Consider the following 15,475-nt stretch of genomic DNA (forward strand, 5'->3'; position numbering starts at 1 on the left):
AAAATGACATTATCCCAAACCTTGTTTTTGATGCAAGTAACACCATATTATTTTCAAAAGCCATTGCTTAAAATGAAATTAGGATCATCTATGGACTTGTTAAAAATCGCCCAACAACGCTACACCACCAAAGCCTATGATGCGACAAAAAAAATTGCACCTGCTGACTTAAATACCTTATTAGATGTCCTACACTTAGCCCCTTCTTCTATTAATATTCAACCGTGGCATTTTTTAGTGATTACAAGTGATGCGGCCAAACAACGTGTTACCCAAGCCATGACAGGCCCTTATGCCTATAATGCACCTAAAGTTTTAAATGCATCGCATACCATTATTTTTTGCACCCGTACCGATATCAGTGATGACTATTTAGCACAGCTAATTACACATGATGCTTCTATCGGACGTTTCAAAGATACCGCAACGCAAAACGCACAGGCTGAAGTCCGCAAAGGTTATGTCGATCAGTACCGTCAAGCCGAAGGTGGCATTGGGCGTTGGATGGAAAATCAAACCTTTATTGCTTTAGGCGAAGCTTTACTTGCGGCAGCAGCATTAAGTATCGATGCCACAGCGATTGGCGGTTTTGATGCTAAAATTTTAGATGAAACCTTTAATTTAACCGAACAAGAACTCACCAGTTCTGTTGTGCTTACCTTAGGTTATCGCAGCGAAAGTGATTTTAATGCAGACTTGCCAAAGTCACGTTTAAGCAAAGAACAACTGTTTACGATGCTTTAAAAAATAACGATGGCTTAATTCATCGTTAAGCCATCGTATTGGCGAGGCACAATACACCAAAAATGCCCATTGCTAAACCGACAAGGGTTAAACGACTCGGTTTTTCTTTAAATATTCCCATGCCTGCGATTATCCCTAAAATCACCACACTCATATTCATCAGCATAAAGACAATGGCTGGAGAATCTTTAAGTTGCTGATGTGCCTGAATATATAGAGCAATATTGGCAAAGTTCAAACCGCCTAATAACACGCCCGCAGGCAAGTTTTTGAATTGCCATGTCGTTTTAGAGAAAAATATTTGAGCTAGAGTCGTTAAAACAAAGGCAACGATAAAAATGAGATTTAAGCTTAAAGTAAAGCTTTTCCCCAAACTACTGTTGTATTTTAATAAAATATCTACGCCTGCATAACCTATCCAAACCAGTGCTAAAAAAGCCATTCCTTTAGCTGATGTGGCATTTTGTGCTGTATTCTTCGCAATCAATAAACATAAAACCGCAAAAACACCCAGCACAATTCCTGCAAATTTTAATGCCGTAAATGTTTCATTAAAAATAAAATAGGCAGCCAATAATGAAAGCACGACTGACAAGCGCTGGGCGATTTCTGTTTTCATCATCCCTGCATATTGCAGTGACTGTACAAGAAACATAAATACAGCGGGAAATAAAATACCTAATGTAGCAATTAACCACCAAGGTGTATGCGATGATGCAACAAATACCTGTGCTAAATTTGGCTTAAACCACAAAAAACACAATACCATTGCCGAAACGTAGTTCCACACCAACATTTGCAATGTTGCAAAACCTTTCGCATTGAATTGCTTTAATAAAATCGATACCGCAACACTACACAGTGCTGCGGTCAAAATAAGGAACATAGACAAAACCTAATAATCTTTTAAAATAAAAGCTGCGTAAAAGCAGCTTTCATTCGGTTTAAAAAAATGCACGCACACTCATTATCGTGCGATAAATGCCCCATAATAAGGGTAATCCAACTGCAAGCCATGCCAATACCACCCAAATTTTGGCGGTTGCTGGCGCTTCAGTCATAACAGATGATGATTGTTGCGGTTTATCTAACATGTGCTGTTGAATTTCAACCAACTGTTGTGCCGACATAAAGTATTTTGCCGCAACTGGTTTAATCAATAAATTACACACCAAACCAACTGCTAATAACCCTGCTAAAATAAACATGGTTTGGTTATAAACCTGACTTGCAGGCAAGCCCAAGCTTAATTGATAATCACGCATATTATTGACAATAACAGGGCCAACCACGCCTGCTGTTGCCCAAGCGGTAAGCAATCGACCATGAATGGCACCAACCATTTGCGTGCCAAATAGATCGGCCAAGTAAGCAGGTGCTGCAGCAAAACCACCGCCATACATACTAATAATAATACAAATTGCAGCAACAAATAAAAACTTACTGCCGACTGCTGCAAGAAATGGCACACTAAGATACAGCAAAATTCCTAAAATAAAAAATACGCTATACGTCGCTTTACGTCCAATTTTGTCAGAAAGACTTGCCCATGCAATCCGCCCACCAATATTAAACAAACTCAGTAATGCGGTAAATCCTGCTGCAATTGCAGCAACTGCTTTAAGCTGCCCTTCATTTAACTGCGAAAATGATAAACTCTGACCAATTAAATTACCTGCAAAAACCTCTTGTAACATCGGAGATGCCATTCCGATAATCCCAATCCCCGCAGAAACATTCATACACAAGACCAACCACACCAACCAAAATTGAGGAATCCCCCAAATTTTATTGACATGCACGTGATGTGGCGTCATCCGCGTAGTTTGAGCCGCTTTAGGTTGCCAGTTTTTAGGTTTCCAATCTGATGCAGGAATACGATAGGTCAGCGCACCACCTACCATAAAAATAAAATACAAACATGCCATAACAACAAAGGTCGATGCCACCCCAACATTCGTAGCAGATGAAAAATGCGCCATAAGTTCAACAGCAAGGGGCGAACCAATCATTGCACCACCACCAAAGCCCATAATTGCCATGCCTGTTGCTAAACCACGTTTGTCAGGAAACCATTTAATTAAGGTACTGACAGGTGAAATATAACCTAATCCTAAACCTATCCCCCCAATCACACCTGAGCCCAATAACATCAGCCAGAATTGATGCAAATAAATGCCAAGTGCAGAAATAAGCATTCCACCACACCAACACAAGGCACTAATCAACCCTGCTTTACGTGGCCCAACTTTTTCAAGCCAACCACCCCAAATGGCAGCAGAACTTCCTAAAAGAACAAAAAATAAAGTATACATCCAACCTAATGTAGAGACTTTCCAATCGCAATTAGACACAAAAAGTTGTTGGAAAAATCCTGTGCCTGTAGAGCATGCAATTGATTCGGAAATGCCTAAGGCTTTAGAAAGTGGCAACCAAAAAACAGAAAATCCGTAGGCCATTCCAATACACAAATGAATTGCTAAAGCAGCAGGAGGCATAAGCCAACGATTAAATCCAGAATGTGCAATAATTCGTTGTTTCGATAAAAATGAAGCGTGTACTTGTGATGTTGATGAGGGCATGAAATCACTCCTTTTTCAGCGGCTCAATTTAAGATCGTTATAATATTGTTAATTAAAGTTTAAATAAACTCAAAAGCATTGTTTTTTATAAAAATTCAGAGTTAATGACTGAACGTCAATAACTCTGGAAAGCATCTACCAATTAATTAAAAACGAAAAAGTTGGCTTTAGGCTGGGTTAAGTGGACTTTTAATTGTGCCAATAAAAATTGAATATCTTCAGGCGTTGTATAAGCGCCAAAACTAAAACGAATCGAATACGAAGCTGCTTCAGGCGAACGCCCTAAGGCAAGCAAAACATGTGAAGGTGCGGCATTTTTAGAATTACATGCAGAACTACTCGACACCGCCGCCAATTGCTTAATTTTTTCAGTCAAACTATTGGCATGCTCCCCCACAAAACTGACGCTTAAATAGTTAGCCACATGCTGTTCAGGATGACCATTTAATATTACATCATCAAGTTGTTGTAGGCCTTGCCACAATTGCTGACGCAACACTGCTAAACGGGTTTGCTCGGTGGTTAGTTTTTGCTGTGCAATTTGAAATGCAGCGCCCATCCCCACAATTTGATGAGTCGCTAATGTACCAGAACGTAAACCAAACTCATGTCCACCCCCATGAATTTGTGTTTCAAGTTGTGGCTGTACCTCACTGCGCACATACAATGCACCAATCCCTTTTGGCCCATAAACTTTATGCCCAGATAAACTCAATAAGTCAATATGACACGCATCGACATCAATCTGAGTTTTTCCTGCGGCTTGTGCGGCATCTACATGAAATAAAATTTGATGCTGTTTGGCTAAAGCACCAATCGCTGCAACATCAGTTAAAGTTCCAATTTCATTGTTCACAAACATTAAAGAAATTAAGACCGTATTGGGCTGAATTGCTGCTGCAACTTGCTCAGCCGTAACCAGCCCTGTTTCAGCTTGTGGCTGTAAATAAGTCACCTCAAAACCTTGTTGCGCAAGCGCCGCACAGGTATCTAAAATCGCTTTATGCTCTATTTGACTTGTAATAATATGTTTTTTTTGTTGCTGATATTGTGCAGCTATTCCCTTTAAAGCCAAGTTATTTGACTCGGTTGCACCCGATGTCCAAATAATTTCACTTGGATCGGCCTGAATTAAATCCGCAATTTGCTGACGCGCTTGGCGAACACGTTTATCTGCATCCCAACCATAATGATGTGACTGCGATGCGGGATTGCCAAAATGTCCATCAAAGGCCAAACATTGTACAACTTGTTCAATAACTTCAGGGAGTACAGGCGTAGTCGCTGCATAATCTAGATAAATCAATTTATTCATTTGAAAGCACGTATGAATTGGAGCGAGAATGAATGAGAATTATAACGACAAATTGATCTATTTTACTGCTTTTAATCATCATTATTTCTGATAAATAAATCATTAAAATAGACCATTAATATCTTTACATGGCATAGCGTATTGCGTGTACTTAAAACCAATATGAACAATTTTAGCTTTTAAATACACATCAATTTGCTATTTTTATTTAAAATTACCTGCTAGAAACTGTTGTAGGCGTTCACTTTTTGGATGATCCAGCACATCTTGTGGATGACCTTGTTCTTCGATTTTTCCTTGATGCAGAAAAATCACCTGATTTGACACATGGCGCGCAAAGCCCATTTCATGTGTTACCACAATCATGGTACGTCCCTCTTCGGCTAAACTTTGCATGACTTTTAACACTTCACCGACTAATTCAGGGTCAAGCGCAGAAGTCGGTTCATCAAACAACATCACCTCTGGTTCCATGGCTAAAGCGCGTGCAATTGCCACCCGTTGTTGTTGCCCACCCGATAAAAATGCAGGATATTTTCCTTCTAGGCTTTCCGCCAACCCCACTTTTTTTAAATATTTACGCGCACGTTCAATTGCTTCGCTACGTTTCACCCCAAGTACATGTATTGGCCCCTCAATGACATTTTCAAGCACCGTCATGTGTGACCACAAATTAAAATGCTGAAACACCATCATCAATTGGGTGCGCATTTTTTGCAGTTGTTTTGGATCGGTGGGTTTTAAATTGCCATGTTTGTCATATACCGTTGCAAGCTTTTCACCATTTAACTTAATTGAACCATTGCTCGGTTGCTCTAAAAAGTTCAGACAACGTAAAAAGGTACTTTTACCTGAACCTGACGAGCCAATAATACTAATAACATCGCCAGCATTTGCATCTAAGGACACACCCTTCAACACTTCATTGTCACCAAAACTTTTACATAAATCACGAATCACCAGTTTGGCTGAATCTGTCATTGTATTACTCCTAATGATTCGATGGTTTTAAAAACGCCAACCAGCGTTGTTCCAATTTACGAAAAATTGCAATTAAAATAAAAGCTAAACACGCATACAATGCTGCTGCTATTCCAAAAGCATCAAAAGTGGCATAGGTTGCAGCATTGACATCTCGCGCAACTTTTAAAACGTCGGGAACGGTAGCTGTAAAGGCAATGGTGGTTGCATGCAGCATTAAAATGACTTCGTTGCCATAAAATGGCAAGGCACGGCGCAGCATAGAAGGAATGATAATTCGGGTATATTTTTTCCACGGTGACATTCCAAATGCTTGGGCAGCTTCAATTTCACCATAAGGAATTGAACGGATTGCCCCTGCAAAAATTTCAGTGGTATACGCACCTGTATTTAATGCAAATGCCAAAATGGTACATTTTAAACCACTTTGGAAAAAATCATTTAAAGCCTGCTGCTCGTGAACAAAGTCGAAACTATAAATACCCGAATAAATAATTAACAGCTGTACATATAATGGCGTACCACGAAATACATAGGTAAACAACCACACAGGACCACGAATATAAGGATTACTAGACACACGTGCAATTGACAAAGGAACGGCAAGAATAAAACCAATCGCAATTGAAAACACCAATAACCAAGATGTCATCGCAACACCCGTCATTTGCATGCCATCTGTCCACAAATAGGACTTCCAATATTCTTGAAGAATCTCAATCATAATTGTCCCTTCTTCACGCCTACCGAATAACGACGTTCAAGCCACCAAAGCACTCCATTTGAAACCGTAGTAATTGCCAAATAAATAGCAGCGGCGACCATACTAAATAAAAACAGTTGCATGGTATTACGCCCCGCATCTTGCGTGATTTTAATAATGTCTGTTAAACCAATAATTGAAACCAATGCCGTTGCCTTAATCAGCACCTGCCAATTATTACCAATACCGGGTAAGGCAAAACGCATCATCTGCGGAAATAAAATTCGTCTAAAGGTTTGAAAAGGTGTCATTCCATAGGCCACGGCAGCTTCAATTTGCCCCTTCGGCACCGACTGAAATGCACCTCGAAAAGTCTCGGTAAAATATGCACCGTAAATAAAGGCTAAGGTCACAACCCCTGCCACAAATGGATCAATATCTATTTGTTCCATACCCAAAGGTTCAGTAATTGCATTCAGCCCAAGCTGCAAACTGTAAAAGAGCAACAACATAATCACAAGGTCAGGTACACTCCGAATTAACGTGGTGTACAAAGTCGCGGTATAACGCACAAATTTAATGCTAGATAATTTACAAACTGCACCAATTAAACCCACTATCACCGATAAAACGAGTGATAATAGTGCAAGTTGTATGGTCATCCATGTCCCCGTCCATAAAAGCGGGCCATAACCAGACAAAAACATGCTCATCTTCTCCCAATCAAGCTACATCCGATATTGATGAGACTACATATAACAAGTGTCGGTCGTTGACCGACACTGATCAAACAATTAATAAATGCTAAATGGGAAATATTTTTTCTCAATTTTTTTGTAGGTTCCATCAGCAATCACTGCCGCTAAACCTTTGTTAATGGCTGCACGTAAATCGGCATCTTCTTTACGTAAACCAATCGCAGCACCTACGCCCAATGTTTTTGCATCAACCACATTCGGGCCTGCAAAACCAAATACTTTACCTTTTGGTGATTTTAAGAAACCTGCATCTACCATAATTGCATCTTGTAACGAGGCATCTAAACGACCTGAAACTAAATCTTGATATAAGACATCTTGGTTTGGATAAGGTACAACAGTTACGCCTTTAGTTGCCCAATATGCTTTAGCATAGCTTTCTTGCATCGTACCTTGTTGCACGCCTACACGTTTACCTTTAAGTGATGCAACAGTTGGCAACAATGGCGAACCTTTCTTCGCAATCATGCGGGTTGGAGTGTTATAAATTTTATTACTAAATGCAATTTGCTTAGAACGTTCATCGGTAACCGTCATTGACGATAAAATACCATCAAACTTTTTCGCCTTTAATGCAGGAATCATCCCGTCAAATGAGTTTTCAACCCAAACACATTTGGCTTTCAAATGCGCACAAATGGCATTGCCTAAATCAACATCAAAACCTGTGAGCTTATTGTCAGGCGTTTTATATTCAAAGGGTTGATACGATGATTCTGTACCAAAGCGAATCACAGACCAATCCTTAGCTTGTACATGCGTTGCAAAAGTTGCAAGCATTAAGGTGGTTGAAACAAGGACTTTCTTTTTCCAGTTTTTCATGTGAATTTTCCTAAATTTAATCAACTTATTCAGAAGTAAGCGTTTAAACCTACCTGCATTTTCCTTTCATCTAAAAAGCAATTTTTATACCATTTTAGATCTTTCTTGTTAAATTATGAGCCAATGGATATTTGTTGTTCTAAAAGCATATAAACCATATCGAGTTCAGGACACTGATACCCTTGTTGTGTTAATGCAACCGTCATTTGCCCACGATGGTGAGTCGCATGATTCAATACATGCCATAAGGTCTTTAAATATGGCAATGAAATTTTTTGTCCTGCCGAAGTTATATAATGTAATTGTTGTGGAATTTTATGATGATCAAGCTGAATAATAAAATCGTACCATGCAGCTGCACTGGCATTTAAAGCGCTAATTAATGCAGCCCGATCCGTCTCAACAATACGATTTAAAGCAACAATTGGAGTGCTTTTCCCCTGAAACCGAGCAAACCATAAATCGCGCTCTCCCAACACCAAATGATTAAGCGTGCCAAAAACACTATGAAAAAACAAACCACAATCTGCATAGAAATCGTGATCAGAGATTTGTTCTAAACTTAAAGCTAAGCGTTTGGTCGCCCAAAGGTGATATTCGGCACAATATTTGAGGCTCTGCACATCCATATGTCATACTTTTTATAAGAATTACATCTGTTTTACCTGAATTTAGACAAGTTGACGAGCCATTCAACATAAAAAAACCCGTTAAATGATTTAACGGGTTTTGAAAACATTAGAATTTCTAAAAATTAATAATGTTCCACCATTTTCTCTAAAGAAATTGGGCGAATTTTAGATGCATTGCCCGCAGTACCAAATGCTTCATAACGATCGATACAGACTTGTTTCATAGCATCGACAGTTTTAGCGAAATATTTACGCGGGTCGAATTCAGCAGGTTTTTCTGCCATAAATTGACGAATTGCACCTGTAGAAGCTAAACGTAAATCAGTGTCGATATTGATTTTACGCACACCGTGTTTAATCGCTTCAACCAATTGTTCTACTGGCACACCATAAGTTTCGCCAATATCACCACCAAATTCGTTAATGATTTTTAACCATTCTTGTGGCACAGAACTTGAACCGTGCATAACAAGGTGAGTATTTGGTAAGGCTGCATGAATTTCTTTGATGCGGTCAATCGCCAAAATATCGCCTGTAGGTGGGCGCGTGAATTTGTATGCACCGTGTGAAGTACCCACTGCAATTGCCAAAGCATCAACATTAGTGTCTGCAACAAATTGAGTTGCTTCTTCAACCGAAGTTAAAAGCTGTGAATGGTCAAGTACGCCTTCTGCACCCACGCCATCTTCTTCACCCGCCATACCTGTTTCAAGGCTACCCAAACAACCAATTTCACCTTCTACAGAAACACCACAAGCATGTGCAAGTGCAACAACACGACGTGTTACGTCAACGTTATATTCATAGCTCGTTGGCGTTTTACCATCTGTACCTAATGAACCATCCATCATTACCGAACTAAAACCCAATTGAATTGAACGCTGGCAAATGTCTGGGCTAGTACCATGGTCTTGGTGCATCACGACAGGAATATGTGGCCATTCTTCAATTGCAGCAAGAATTAAATGACGTAGAAATGGTGCGCCTGCATATTTACGTGCGCCTGCAGATGCTTGCACAATTACTGGAGAATTAGTAGCATCCGCTGCTAACATAATTGCTCGCATTTGTTCCAAGTTATTTACGTTAAATGCTGGTACACCGTAGCTATGTTCTGCTGCGTGATCCAATAATTGACGCAATGAAATAAGAGCCATAATATCCTCCCAAATAGTGCTTTGTATTCTACATGTTGATCCTGCGTAATTCAGCATCAAATTTTAAAAAAATAAAAAAATCCCCGCATTTGCGAGGACTTTATCTAAAAAATCAACAAATTATTGTGCTTTCGGCTCAGATGCAGTTGGCGTTGCATTCTTATCATCTAAAACTGGCTTATCTAGCGCATTAATTTGCGCTTGTTGTTCAGGTGTAGTTTTCGCGTCTGTGCTTGTCGCCGCTGTTGATGCAGCATTTACAGTCGTATCTTCAGCTTTTTTGGCACAACCAGCAAAAGCCAATACTGTTCCAAAAGCCAATACCAATATAAGTTGTTTTTTCATCATACATTCCTAAAAAAATTTAGGCACGTTCTAGTAAAACTGCCACTGCAGGCAAAGTTTTACCTTCGACAAACTCCAAGAACGCACCACCACCTGTTGAAATGTAGCTAATTTCAGATGCAAGCTTGTATTTATCAATCGCAGCTAAAGTATCGCCACCACCTGCAATTGAAAATGCATCGCTTTGGGCAATTGCCAATGATAAAGTTTTTGTTCCTTCACCAAACTGATCAACTTCAAACACCCCAACAGGTCCATTCCACAGAATAGTCTTAGATTGTTTCAGTAATGTTGCAAAATGCGTGGCTGTTTCTGGACCGACATCTAAAATCATGTCAGTATCGGAAACATCGGCAACATTTTTAATGACGGCTTTGGCTTTCGCTAAAGAACCTAAAAAGTCGGAAAAATCAATTTCAGCTGCATCGGCCACGACTACATCGGTCGGTAATGGCACATTCACTTGCGCTGCAATATTTTTAGCAGTATCTAATAAGTCTGGTTCATAGAGTGACTTACCCACATTAAAGCCAGCAGCCGCCAAAAAGGTATTGGCAATACCGCCACCGACAATCAATTGGTCACAAATACGAGACAATGCATTTAAAACATCTAATTTTGTCGAAACTTTTGAACCTGCAACAATCGCTGCCATTGGGCTTGCGGGAGTTTTAAGGGCTTGGCCAAGCGCATCAAGTTCCGCTGCCAGTAACGGCCCTGCGGCAGAAACTTTTGCAAAACGTGCCACGCCTTCGGTAGAAGCTTCGGCACGGTGTGCAGTACCAAAAGCATCCATCACAAAAACATCACACAAGGCTGCATATTTTTGCGCAAGTTCGGCATTATTTTTCTTTTCACCCACATTAAAGCGCACGTTTTCCAACAAAACCACTTGGCCCTTTGTCAGTTCAATACCATCTAAATAGTCTGCAATGAGCTTGACATTAACATTTAAAGCTTGGCTTAAATAGTCTGCCACAGGGGCAAGCGATTGCGACTCTTGCGGCTCTCCCTCTACAGGACGCCCTAAATGCGAACAAACCATAACCGTTGCACCTTGTGCCAGTGCTTGCTTGATGGTTGGTAATGCAGCTTTCAAGCGTGCATCACTGGTAATTGTTCCATTTTTAATGGGTACATTCAAATCTTCCCGAATGAGTACACGTTTTCCATCGAGGTCAAGGTCCGTCATGCGTTTAAAGTTCATGTAATCCTACTCATGTTTTGTTATGAAATTTAAAAATGATGCCATTTTTTCAAATTATACCCAAAAACCAGATGATTCTGTAGCCTATTTACTAAAATTTTTGACAAAATAATCATGGCTGTTTTTTCCAATGCTCGTCATTTGCGCTATGATCAAGCATCAATCCATAAAGCCCACATTATTATGTCATCAATTCATCCAGACCCGAGCATTAACCGCCTAAATGTTTTTGGAGAAGCGCTCGCAAGTTGTTGTTTTGACCCCATTACTGGCTATTTTCGTAATGGCTTTTGCCATACATCACCTACCGACTTAGGGCAACATACTGTTTGCGCCTTAATGACCTCAGAATTTTTAAACTTTTCACAAAAAACAGGCAATGACTTAATTACACCTCTACCTGAAGTTGGCTTTATGGGGTTAAAACCAGGCGATTTTTGGTGTATCTGTGTTAGCCGTTGGGTTGAAGCTTATGAAGCAGGCTTTGCCCCACAACTTAAATTACAGGCCTGTCATCAATCTATTTTAAGTTATGTTCCGATCAATATTTTGATGGACTATGCGATCTAATGCGTCCCAATGAAATTATTCTTGCTTCAAGCAGCCAGACTCGCCGTGAACTAATGGATCGCTTAGGTATCAATTATCGTTGTATTTCACCTGATATTGATGAATCTTGCCAAAATGAAAACCATGCCGATGACTTAAGCCGCCGACTGGCATTTGAAAAAGCCAATATAGTGGCCAAGCAATTTCCAAACGCATTAGTGATTGGTTCAGACCAAGTCGCATGGCGTAAACATGCGCCGCAAGACTTTATTGGAAAACCGCTTACACATGATGCAGCCATTGCTCAGCTACAACAAAGTGCAGGCAAAACCTTGTGTTTTAGCACGGGTTTAAGTGTTCAACATGCTGCTTCCAATTTTGAAAGAACCTGTGTCGAACATTATACGGTTAGCTTTCGTGCGTTAAGTTTGGCCGAAATTGAACGTTATGTGCAAAAAGAACAACCTTTACACTGTGCAGGCAGTTTTAAATGTGAAGGTTTAGGAATTAGTTTATTTGAAGCTATGCATGGCAATGACCAAACCACATTAATGGGCTTACCCTTAATTCAACTTTGTGCAATTTTACGTCAGTTTGAGTTTGAACTGCCATAAACCTAACTTACCCTCAATGTTAAGCTTGCACTGATTGGCTGGCTCAACGACAATAGCCAAAATTTTTGATCGGCACTTTATTATGTCTGAAGCTTTGGCTATTTTAGGCGGTCTTACCGCAGAACAATTCTTATCGGAATATTGGCAAAAAAAACCATTATTGGTACGTAACGCCCTACCCGAAATTGCAAATATTTTGGAACCCAACGATGTTTTAGAATTGGCGCTTGATGAAAATGTCAGCGCACGCTTAATTAAACAAAAAGATAAAAACCCAAACCAATGGAGCGTGAAATCTTCACCTTTAATTAAAGGCGATTTCCAAAAAATGCCAAAATTATGGACGTTATTGGTACAAGCGGTTGACCATTATTCATTTGATTTAGCAGAACTTTGGAAGAAGTTTCCATTTATTCCACAGTGGCGCCGTGATGATATTATGGTTTCTTACGCCCCTAAAGGTGGTTCTGTTGGGCAACATTTTGACTTTTATGATGTCTTTTTGGTACAAGGTCACGGGCATCGTCGTTGGCAACTTGGGCAAATGTGTGACGAATCAACTGAGTTTGTCGCGAATCAACCACTAAAATTACTTCCTGAAATGGATGTAAATTTTGATGAAGTTTTAGCACCGGGCGACCTACTTTACGTTCCACCTGGTTTGGCACATTTTGGCGTGGCTGAAGATGACTGTTTGACGTACTCATTTGGCTTTCGTATGCCGAATATTGCCAGCATGATGGATCGTGTCAGCGACCATTTTGCAGACAATCAACAGCTCAAAAATCCATTATTAGACATCATTCGTGATCAGACTGCTCAAATTGGTGAAATCACAGCCAATGAGTTGGCCTACTTAAAAGCCAAAGTACTGGATCAATTGCAACATTCAAATGACTTTGAGCATGCCTTAATGTCACTTATGTCGGAAGCCAAATATCCAGAAAATATTCCTGAACCTGACGAAATTGATGTAGATGATTTAAGCGCCGTTTTAGATACAGGTTATGAATTATGCTTAGAGCCTGCGTCTCGCTTACTCTACACCCTTGAAGATGATCAACTTTTATTTTGGGCCAATGGTGAAGCGTGCTGTATTGACGATGCTTTTGCACCCATCTTAAAAACACTTGCAGATGGTGGGAGTCTCGCTTTTGATCAAACGTTAAATCAGGATGAAATTTTGCAAGACATTGCTCAACTGTTGAATGACTCGGTGTTGATGCTATTGCCACCAAATGAAGAATAATTTTATTTAAGAATCTTTCTTAAATCTGACAATTCTTTACTTGAGATTTGGGTGAGTTATTGGCATTTTGAATTTATGTAACTAACAAAACATGAATGATAACAATGACAAGCCCAGCTCAAACCATTCGCCACAAATTGCTGAACACGTTTTTTTCACGCCACTCCGTTTGGTTTTTCTGCCTATTTAGTTTTATTTCCTTAACAAGCTTTGAAGTTTATCATCAGCCTAAAATTATTGATTATTTCTTTAGCCTTACCCTAACACATAGTCTTTGGCTAATTACAGGTTTACTCAGCGCCCTTGGTATTTATGACATTTTACAAAATAAACATTCTATTTTAAAAAATTACCCTATCATGGGGCACTTTCGCTTCATTTTTGAAGATTTTAGACCCGAAATTCGTCAATATTTTATTGAAGCTGATCGCGACGCACTGCCTTTTTCACGCATTCAACGTAGCTTAGTTTACCAACGTGCAAAAAATCAAAATGCCGACAAACCTTTTGGCTCAATTATTGATGTGTATCAAGAAGATTATCGCTTTTTAACTCACTCAATTACCCCGTGCACACCTGCTGATCCCAAAAGTTTCCGCATTCACATTGGCAATCAACAATGTCTGCAACCTTATAACGCTTCGATTATGAATATTTCTGCCATGAGTTTTGGTAGTTTAAGTGCAAATGCAATCCGCTCATTAAATCTAGGCGCACATTTAGGTAATTTTTATCACGACACAGGTGAAGGCAGCCTTAGTCCATACCATTTAGAACATGGTGGTGATATTGTTTGGGAAATTGCGAGTGGTTACTTTGGCTGCCGCAGTTTAGATGGAAAATTTGACGACGAAAAATTCCGCCAACAAGCCAAACGCCCACAAATTAAAATGATTGAGTTAAAACTTTCGCAAGGTGCCAAACCTGGGCATGGCGGCATTTTACCCAAAAATAAGATCTCTAAAGAAATTGCTGAAATCCGTGGTATCTCTCAGAACGAAGATTGCATTTCACCCGCAAGACATTCAAGTTTTAATACCCCCATCGAAATGATGCAATTTTTACAAAAACTTCGCAATTTGTCTGAAGGTAAACCTGTTGGTTTTAAGCTGTGTATTGGACAGCCTTGGCAGTTTATGAGTATTGTAAAAGCCATGCTTGAAACCCAAATTATTCCCGATTTTATTGTGGTCGATGGATCTGAAGGTGGAACTGGTGCAGCACCAATTGAACTTATGGACTATATGGGAACGCCTTTACGTGAAGGCTTATTATTTGTGCATAATACGCTAGTCGGCGCTGGGCTACGTAAACAAATTAAAATTGGCGCAAGTGGCAAAATTATTAGCGCCTTTGATATTGCCAGCACGTTTGCATTAGGTGCAGATTGGGTAAATTCTGCGCGTGGTTTTATGTTTGCTGTAGGCTGCATTCAAGCACAAAGTTGCCATACCAACCAATGTCCTGTTGGCGTTGCCACCCAAGACCCTGAACGACAAAAAGCCATTCATGTGCCAACCAAAGCAGAACGTGTGGTCAATTTTCACCATAATACCTTACATGCATTGGCAGAAATGATTGCAGCAGCGGGACTCAGCCATCCAAGCGAAATAAAAGCACACCATTTAGCACAGCGTTTAAATGACCGTGAAATTAAAAACTATGCACAATTGCATTTTTTCTTAAAAGATCAAGAATTAATCAATTTAAATAATAATGAAAGTGACAATTTTTATTATCGTATGTGGAAAATAGCCAATCCACACACTTTTTAAACAAAAAAATAGAAAGTACCCCCTAAAGTGGTACTTTCTTGG

At 39.8% G+C, this 15,475-nt stretch carries 16 protein-coding genes; 5 read left to right on the plus strand and 11 right to left on the minus strand.

What is annotated here, in order from left to right:
* Positions 1 to 90: 90 nt before the first annotated feature.
* A complete protein-coding gene (gene nfsB, locus FXN70_RS02935) occupies positions 91 to 744 on the plus strand; it encodes an oxygen-insensitive NAD(P)H nitroreductase (protein WP_324645976.1) in 654 nt (217 codons plus the stop codon).
* Between the two features lie 25 nt (positions 745 to 769).
* On the opposite strand, the gene FXN70_RS02940 is transcribed toward nfsB, so the two are convergent.
* From FXN70_RS02940 to FXN70_RS02990, 11 genes are all read right to left on the minus strand, one after another.
* On the minus strand, positions 770 to 1,630 hold the full coding sequence (locus FXN70_RS02940; RefSeq protein WP_324645977.1) for a DMT family transporter: 861 nt from the start codon (positions 1,628 to 1,630) through the stop codon (positions 770 to 772).
* Positions 1,631 to 1,688: 58 nt separating this feature from the next.
* The gene (locus tag FXN70_RS02945; protein WP_324645978.1) at positions 1,689 to 3,326 is read right to left on the minus strand and encodes an OFA family MFS transporter; all 1,638 of its coding nucleotides are present in this window, start codon (positions 3,324 to 3,326) and stop codon (positions 1,689 to 1,691) included.
* 142 nt (positions 3,327 to 3,468) lie between these two features.
* On the minus strand, positions 3,469 to 4,641 hold the full coding sequence (locus FXN70_RS02950) for a cysteine desulfurase family protein (RefSeq protein ID WP_324645979.1): 1,173 nt from the start codon (positions 4,639 to 4,641) through the stop codon (positions 3,469 to 3,471).
* A gap of 204 nt (positions 4,642 to 4,845) precedes the next feature.
* A complete protein-coding gene (locus FXN70_RS02955) occupies positions 4,846 to 5,622 on the minus strand; it encodes an ABC transporter ATP-binding protein (protein WP_324645980.1) in 777 nt (258 codons plus the stop codon).
* Between the two features lie 10 nt (positions 5,623 to 5,632).
* Complete coding sequence (locus FXN70_RS02960) at positions 5,633 to 6,346, minus strand: ABC transporter permease (RefSeq protein ID WP_324645981.1); 714 nt, start codon at positions 6,344 to 6,346, stop codon at positions 5,633 to 5,635.
* A complete protein-coding gene (locus tag FXN70_RS02965; RefSeq protein WP_324645982.1) occupies positions 6,343 to 7,032 on the minus strand; it encodes an ABC transporter permease in 690 nt (229 codons plus the stop codon). Before FXN70_RS02965 ends, FXN70_RS02960 begins: the two co-directional genes overlap by 4 nt.
* A gap of 87 nt (positions 7,033 to 7,119) precedes the next feature.
* Positions 7,120 to 7,905, minus strand: a complete 786-nt coding sequence (locus tag FXN70_RS02970; RefSeq protein ID WP_324645983.1) for an ABC transporter substrate-binding protein — start codon at positions 7,903 to 7,905, stop codon at positions 7,120 to 7,122.
* 113 nt (positions 7,906 to 8,018) lie between these two features.
* Positions 8,019 to 8,534, minus strand: a complete 516-nt coding sequence (locus FXN70_RS02975) for a DinB family protein (RefSeq protein ID WP_324645984.1) — start codon at positions 8,532 to 8,534, stop codon at positions 8,019 to 8,021.
* A 125-nt stretch (positions 8,535 to 8,659) separates the two neighbouring features.
* On the minus strand, positions 8,660 to 9,694 hold the full coding sequence (gene fba / locus FXN70_RS02980; protein ID WP_324645985.1) for a class II fructose-bisphosphate aldolase: 1,035 nt from the start codon (positions 9,692 to 9,694) through the stop codon (positions 8,660 to 8,662).
* A 120-nt stretch (positions 9,695 to 9,814) separates the two neighbouring features.
* Complete coding sequence (locus FXN70_RS02985) at positions 9,815 to 10,039, minus strand: hypothetical protein (protein ID WP_324645986.1); 225 nt, start codon at positions 10,037 to 10,039, stop codon at positions 9,815 to 9,817.
* A gap of 19 nt (positions 10,040 to 10,058) precedes the next feature.
* The gene (locus tag FXN70_RS02990; protein WP_324645987.1) at positions 10,059 to 11,246 is read right to left on the minus strand and encodes a phosphoglycerate kinase; all 1,188 of its coding nucleotides are present in this window, start codon (positions 11,244 to 11,246) and stop codon (positions 10,059 to 10,061) included.
* A gap of 183 nt (positions 11,247 to 11,429) precedes the next feature.
* On the opposite strand from FXN70_RS02990, the gene FXN70_RS02995 reads away from it, so the two are divergent.
* The 4 genes from FXN70_RS02995 to FXN70_RS03010 all read left to right on the plus strand — a co-directional run bounded on the left by FXN70_RS02995 (position 11,430) and on the right by FXN70_RS03010 (position 15,433).
* Positions 11,430 to 11,816 carry a DUF2237 domain-containing protein gene (locus tag FXN70_RS02995; protein WP_324646061.1) on the plus strand — a complete coding sequence of 129 codons (387 nt, stop codon included), beginning with the start codon at positions 11,430 to 11,432 and terminating at the stop codon, positions 11,814 to 11,816.
* Positions 11,816 to 12,409 carry a Maf family protein gene (locus FXN70_RS03000; protein WP_324645988.1) on the plus strand — a complete coding sequence of 198 codons (594 nt, stop codon included), beginning with the start codon at positions 11,816 to 11,818 and terminating at the stop codon, positions 12,407 to 12,409. Before FXN70_RS02995 ends, FXN70_RS03000 begins: the two co-directional genes overlap by 1 nt.
* Before the next feature lie 82 nt (positions 12,410 to 12,491).
* Positions 12,492 to 13,658: a cupin domain-containing protein gene (locus FXN70_RS03005; RefSeq protein WP_324645989.1), complete on the plus strand. Its 1,167-nt coding sequence runs from the start codon at positions 12,492 to 12,494 to the stop codon at positions 13,656 to 13,658.
* Positions 13,659 to 13,762: 104 nt separating this feature from the next.
* Positions 13,763 to 15,433, plus strand: coding sequence for an FMN-binding glutamate synthase family protein (locus FXN70_RS03010; protein ID WP_324645990.1), 1,671 nt, complete (start codon positions 13,763 to 13,765; stop codon positions 15,431 to 15,433).
* Positions 15,434 to 15,475: the final 42 nt, after the last annotated feature.

Origin of the sequence: Acinetobacter sp. MD2 (assembly GCF_035615575.1) — a bacterium.
GTDB lineage: Bacteria > Pseudomonadota > Gammaproteobacteria > Pseudomonadales > Moraxellaceae > Acinetobacter.

Bases quoted from the DNA above. Each gene is read 5' to 3' on its own strand.
- nfsB (WP_324645976.1), top strand. From the start codon at position 91: ATGGACTTGTTAAAAATCGCCCAACAACGCTACACCACCAAAGCCTAT.
- FXN70_RS02940 (WP_324645977.1), bottom strand. From the start codon at position 1,630: ATGTTCCTTATTTTGACCGCAGCACTGTGTAGTGTTGCGGTATCGATT.
- FXN70_RS02945 (WP_324645978.1), bottom strand. From the start codon at position 3,326: ATGCCCTCATCAACATCACAAGTACACGCTTCATTTTTATCGAAACAA.
- FXN70_RS02950 (WP_324645979.1), bottom strand. From the start codon at position 4,641: ATGAATAAATTGATTTATCTAGATTATGCAGCGACTACGCCTGTACTC.
- FXN70_RS02955 (WP_324645980.1), bottom strand. From the start codon at position 5,622: ATGACAGATTCAGCCAAACTGGTGATTCGTGATTTATGTAAAAGTTTT.
- FXN70_RS02960 (WP_324645981.1), bottom strand. From the start codon at position 6,346: ATGATTGAGATTCTTCAAGAATATTGGAAGTCCTATTTGTGGACAGAT.
- FXN70_RS02965 (WP_324645982.1), bottom strand. From the start codon at position 7,032: ATGTTTTTGTCTGGTTATGGCCCGCTTTTATGGACGGGGACATGGATG.
- FXN70_RS02970 (WP_324645983.1), bottom strand. From the start codon at position 7,905: ATGAAAAACTGGAAAAAGAAAGTCCTTGTTTCAACCACCTTAATGCTT.
- FXN70_RS02975 (WP_324645984.1), bottom strand. From the start codon at position 8,534: ATGGATGTGCAGAGCCTCAAATATTGTGCCGAATATCACCTTTGGGCG.
- fba (WP_324645985.1), bottom strand. From the start codon at position 9,694: ATGGCTCTTATTTCATTGCGTCAATTATTGGATCACGCAGCAGAACAT.
- FXN70_RS02985 (WP_324645986.1), bottom strand. From the start codon at position 10,039: ATGAAAAAACAACTTATATTGGTATTGGCTTTTGGAACAGTATTGGCT.
- FXN70_RS02990 (WP_324645987.1), bottom strand. From the start codon at position 11,246: ATGAACTTTAAACGCATGACGGACCTTGACCTCGATGGAAAACGTGTA.
- FXN70_RS02995 (WP_324646061.1), top strand. From the start codon at position 11,430: ATGTCATCAATTCATCCAGACCCGAGCATTAACCGCCTAAATGTTTTT.
- FXN70_RS03000 (WP_324645988.1), top strand. From the start codon at position 11,816: ATGCGTCCCAATGAAATTATTCTTGCTTCAAGCAGCCAGACTCGCCGT.
- FXN70_RS03005 (WP_324645989.1), top strand. From the start codon at position 12,492: ATGTCTGAAGCTTTGGCTATTTTAGGCGGTCTTACCGCAGAACAATTC.
- FXN70_RS03010 (WP_324645990.1), top strand. From the start codon at position 13,763: ATGACAAGCCCAGCTCAAACCATTCGCCACAAATTGCTGAACACGTTT.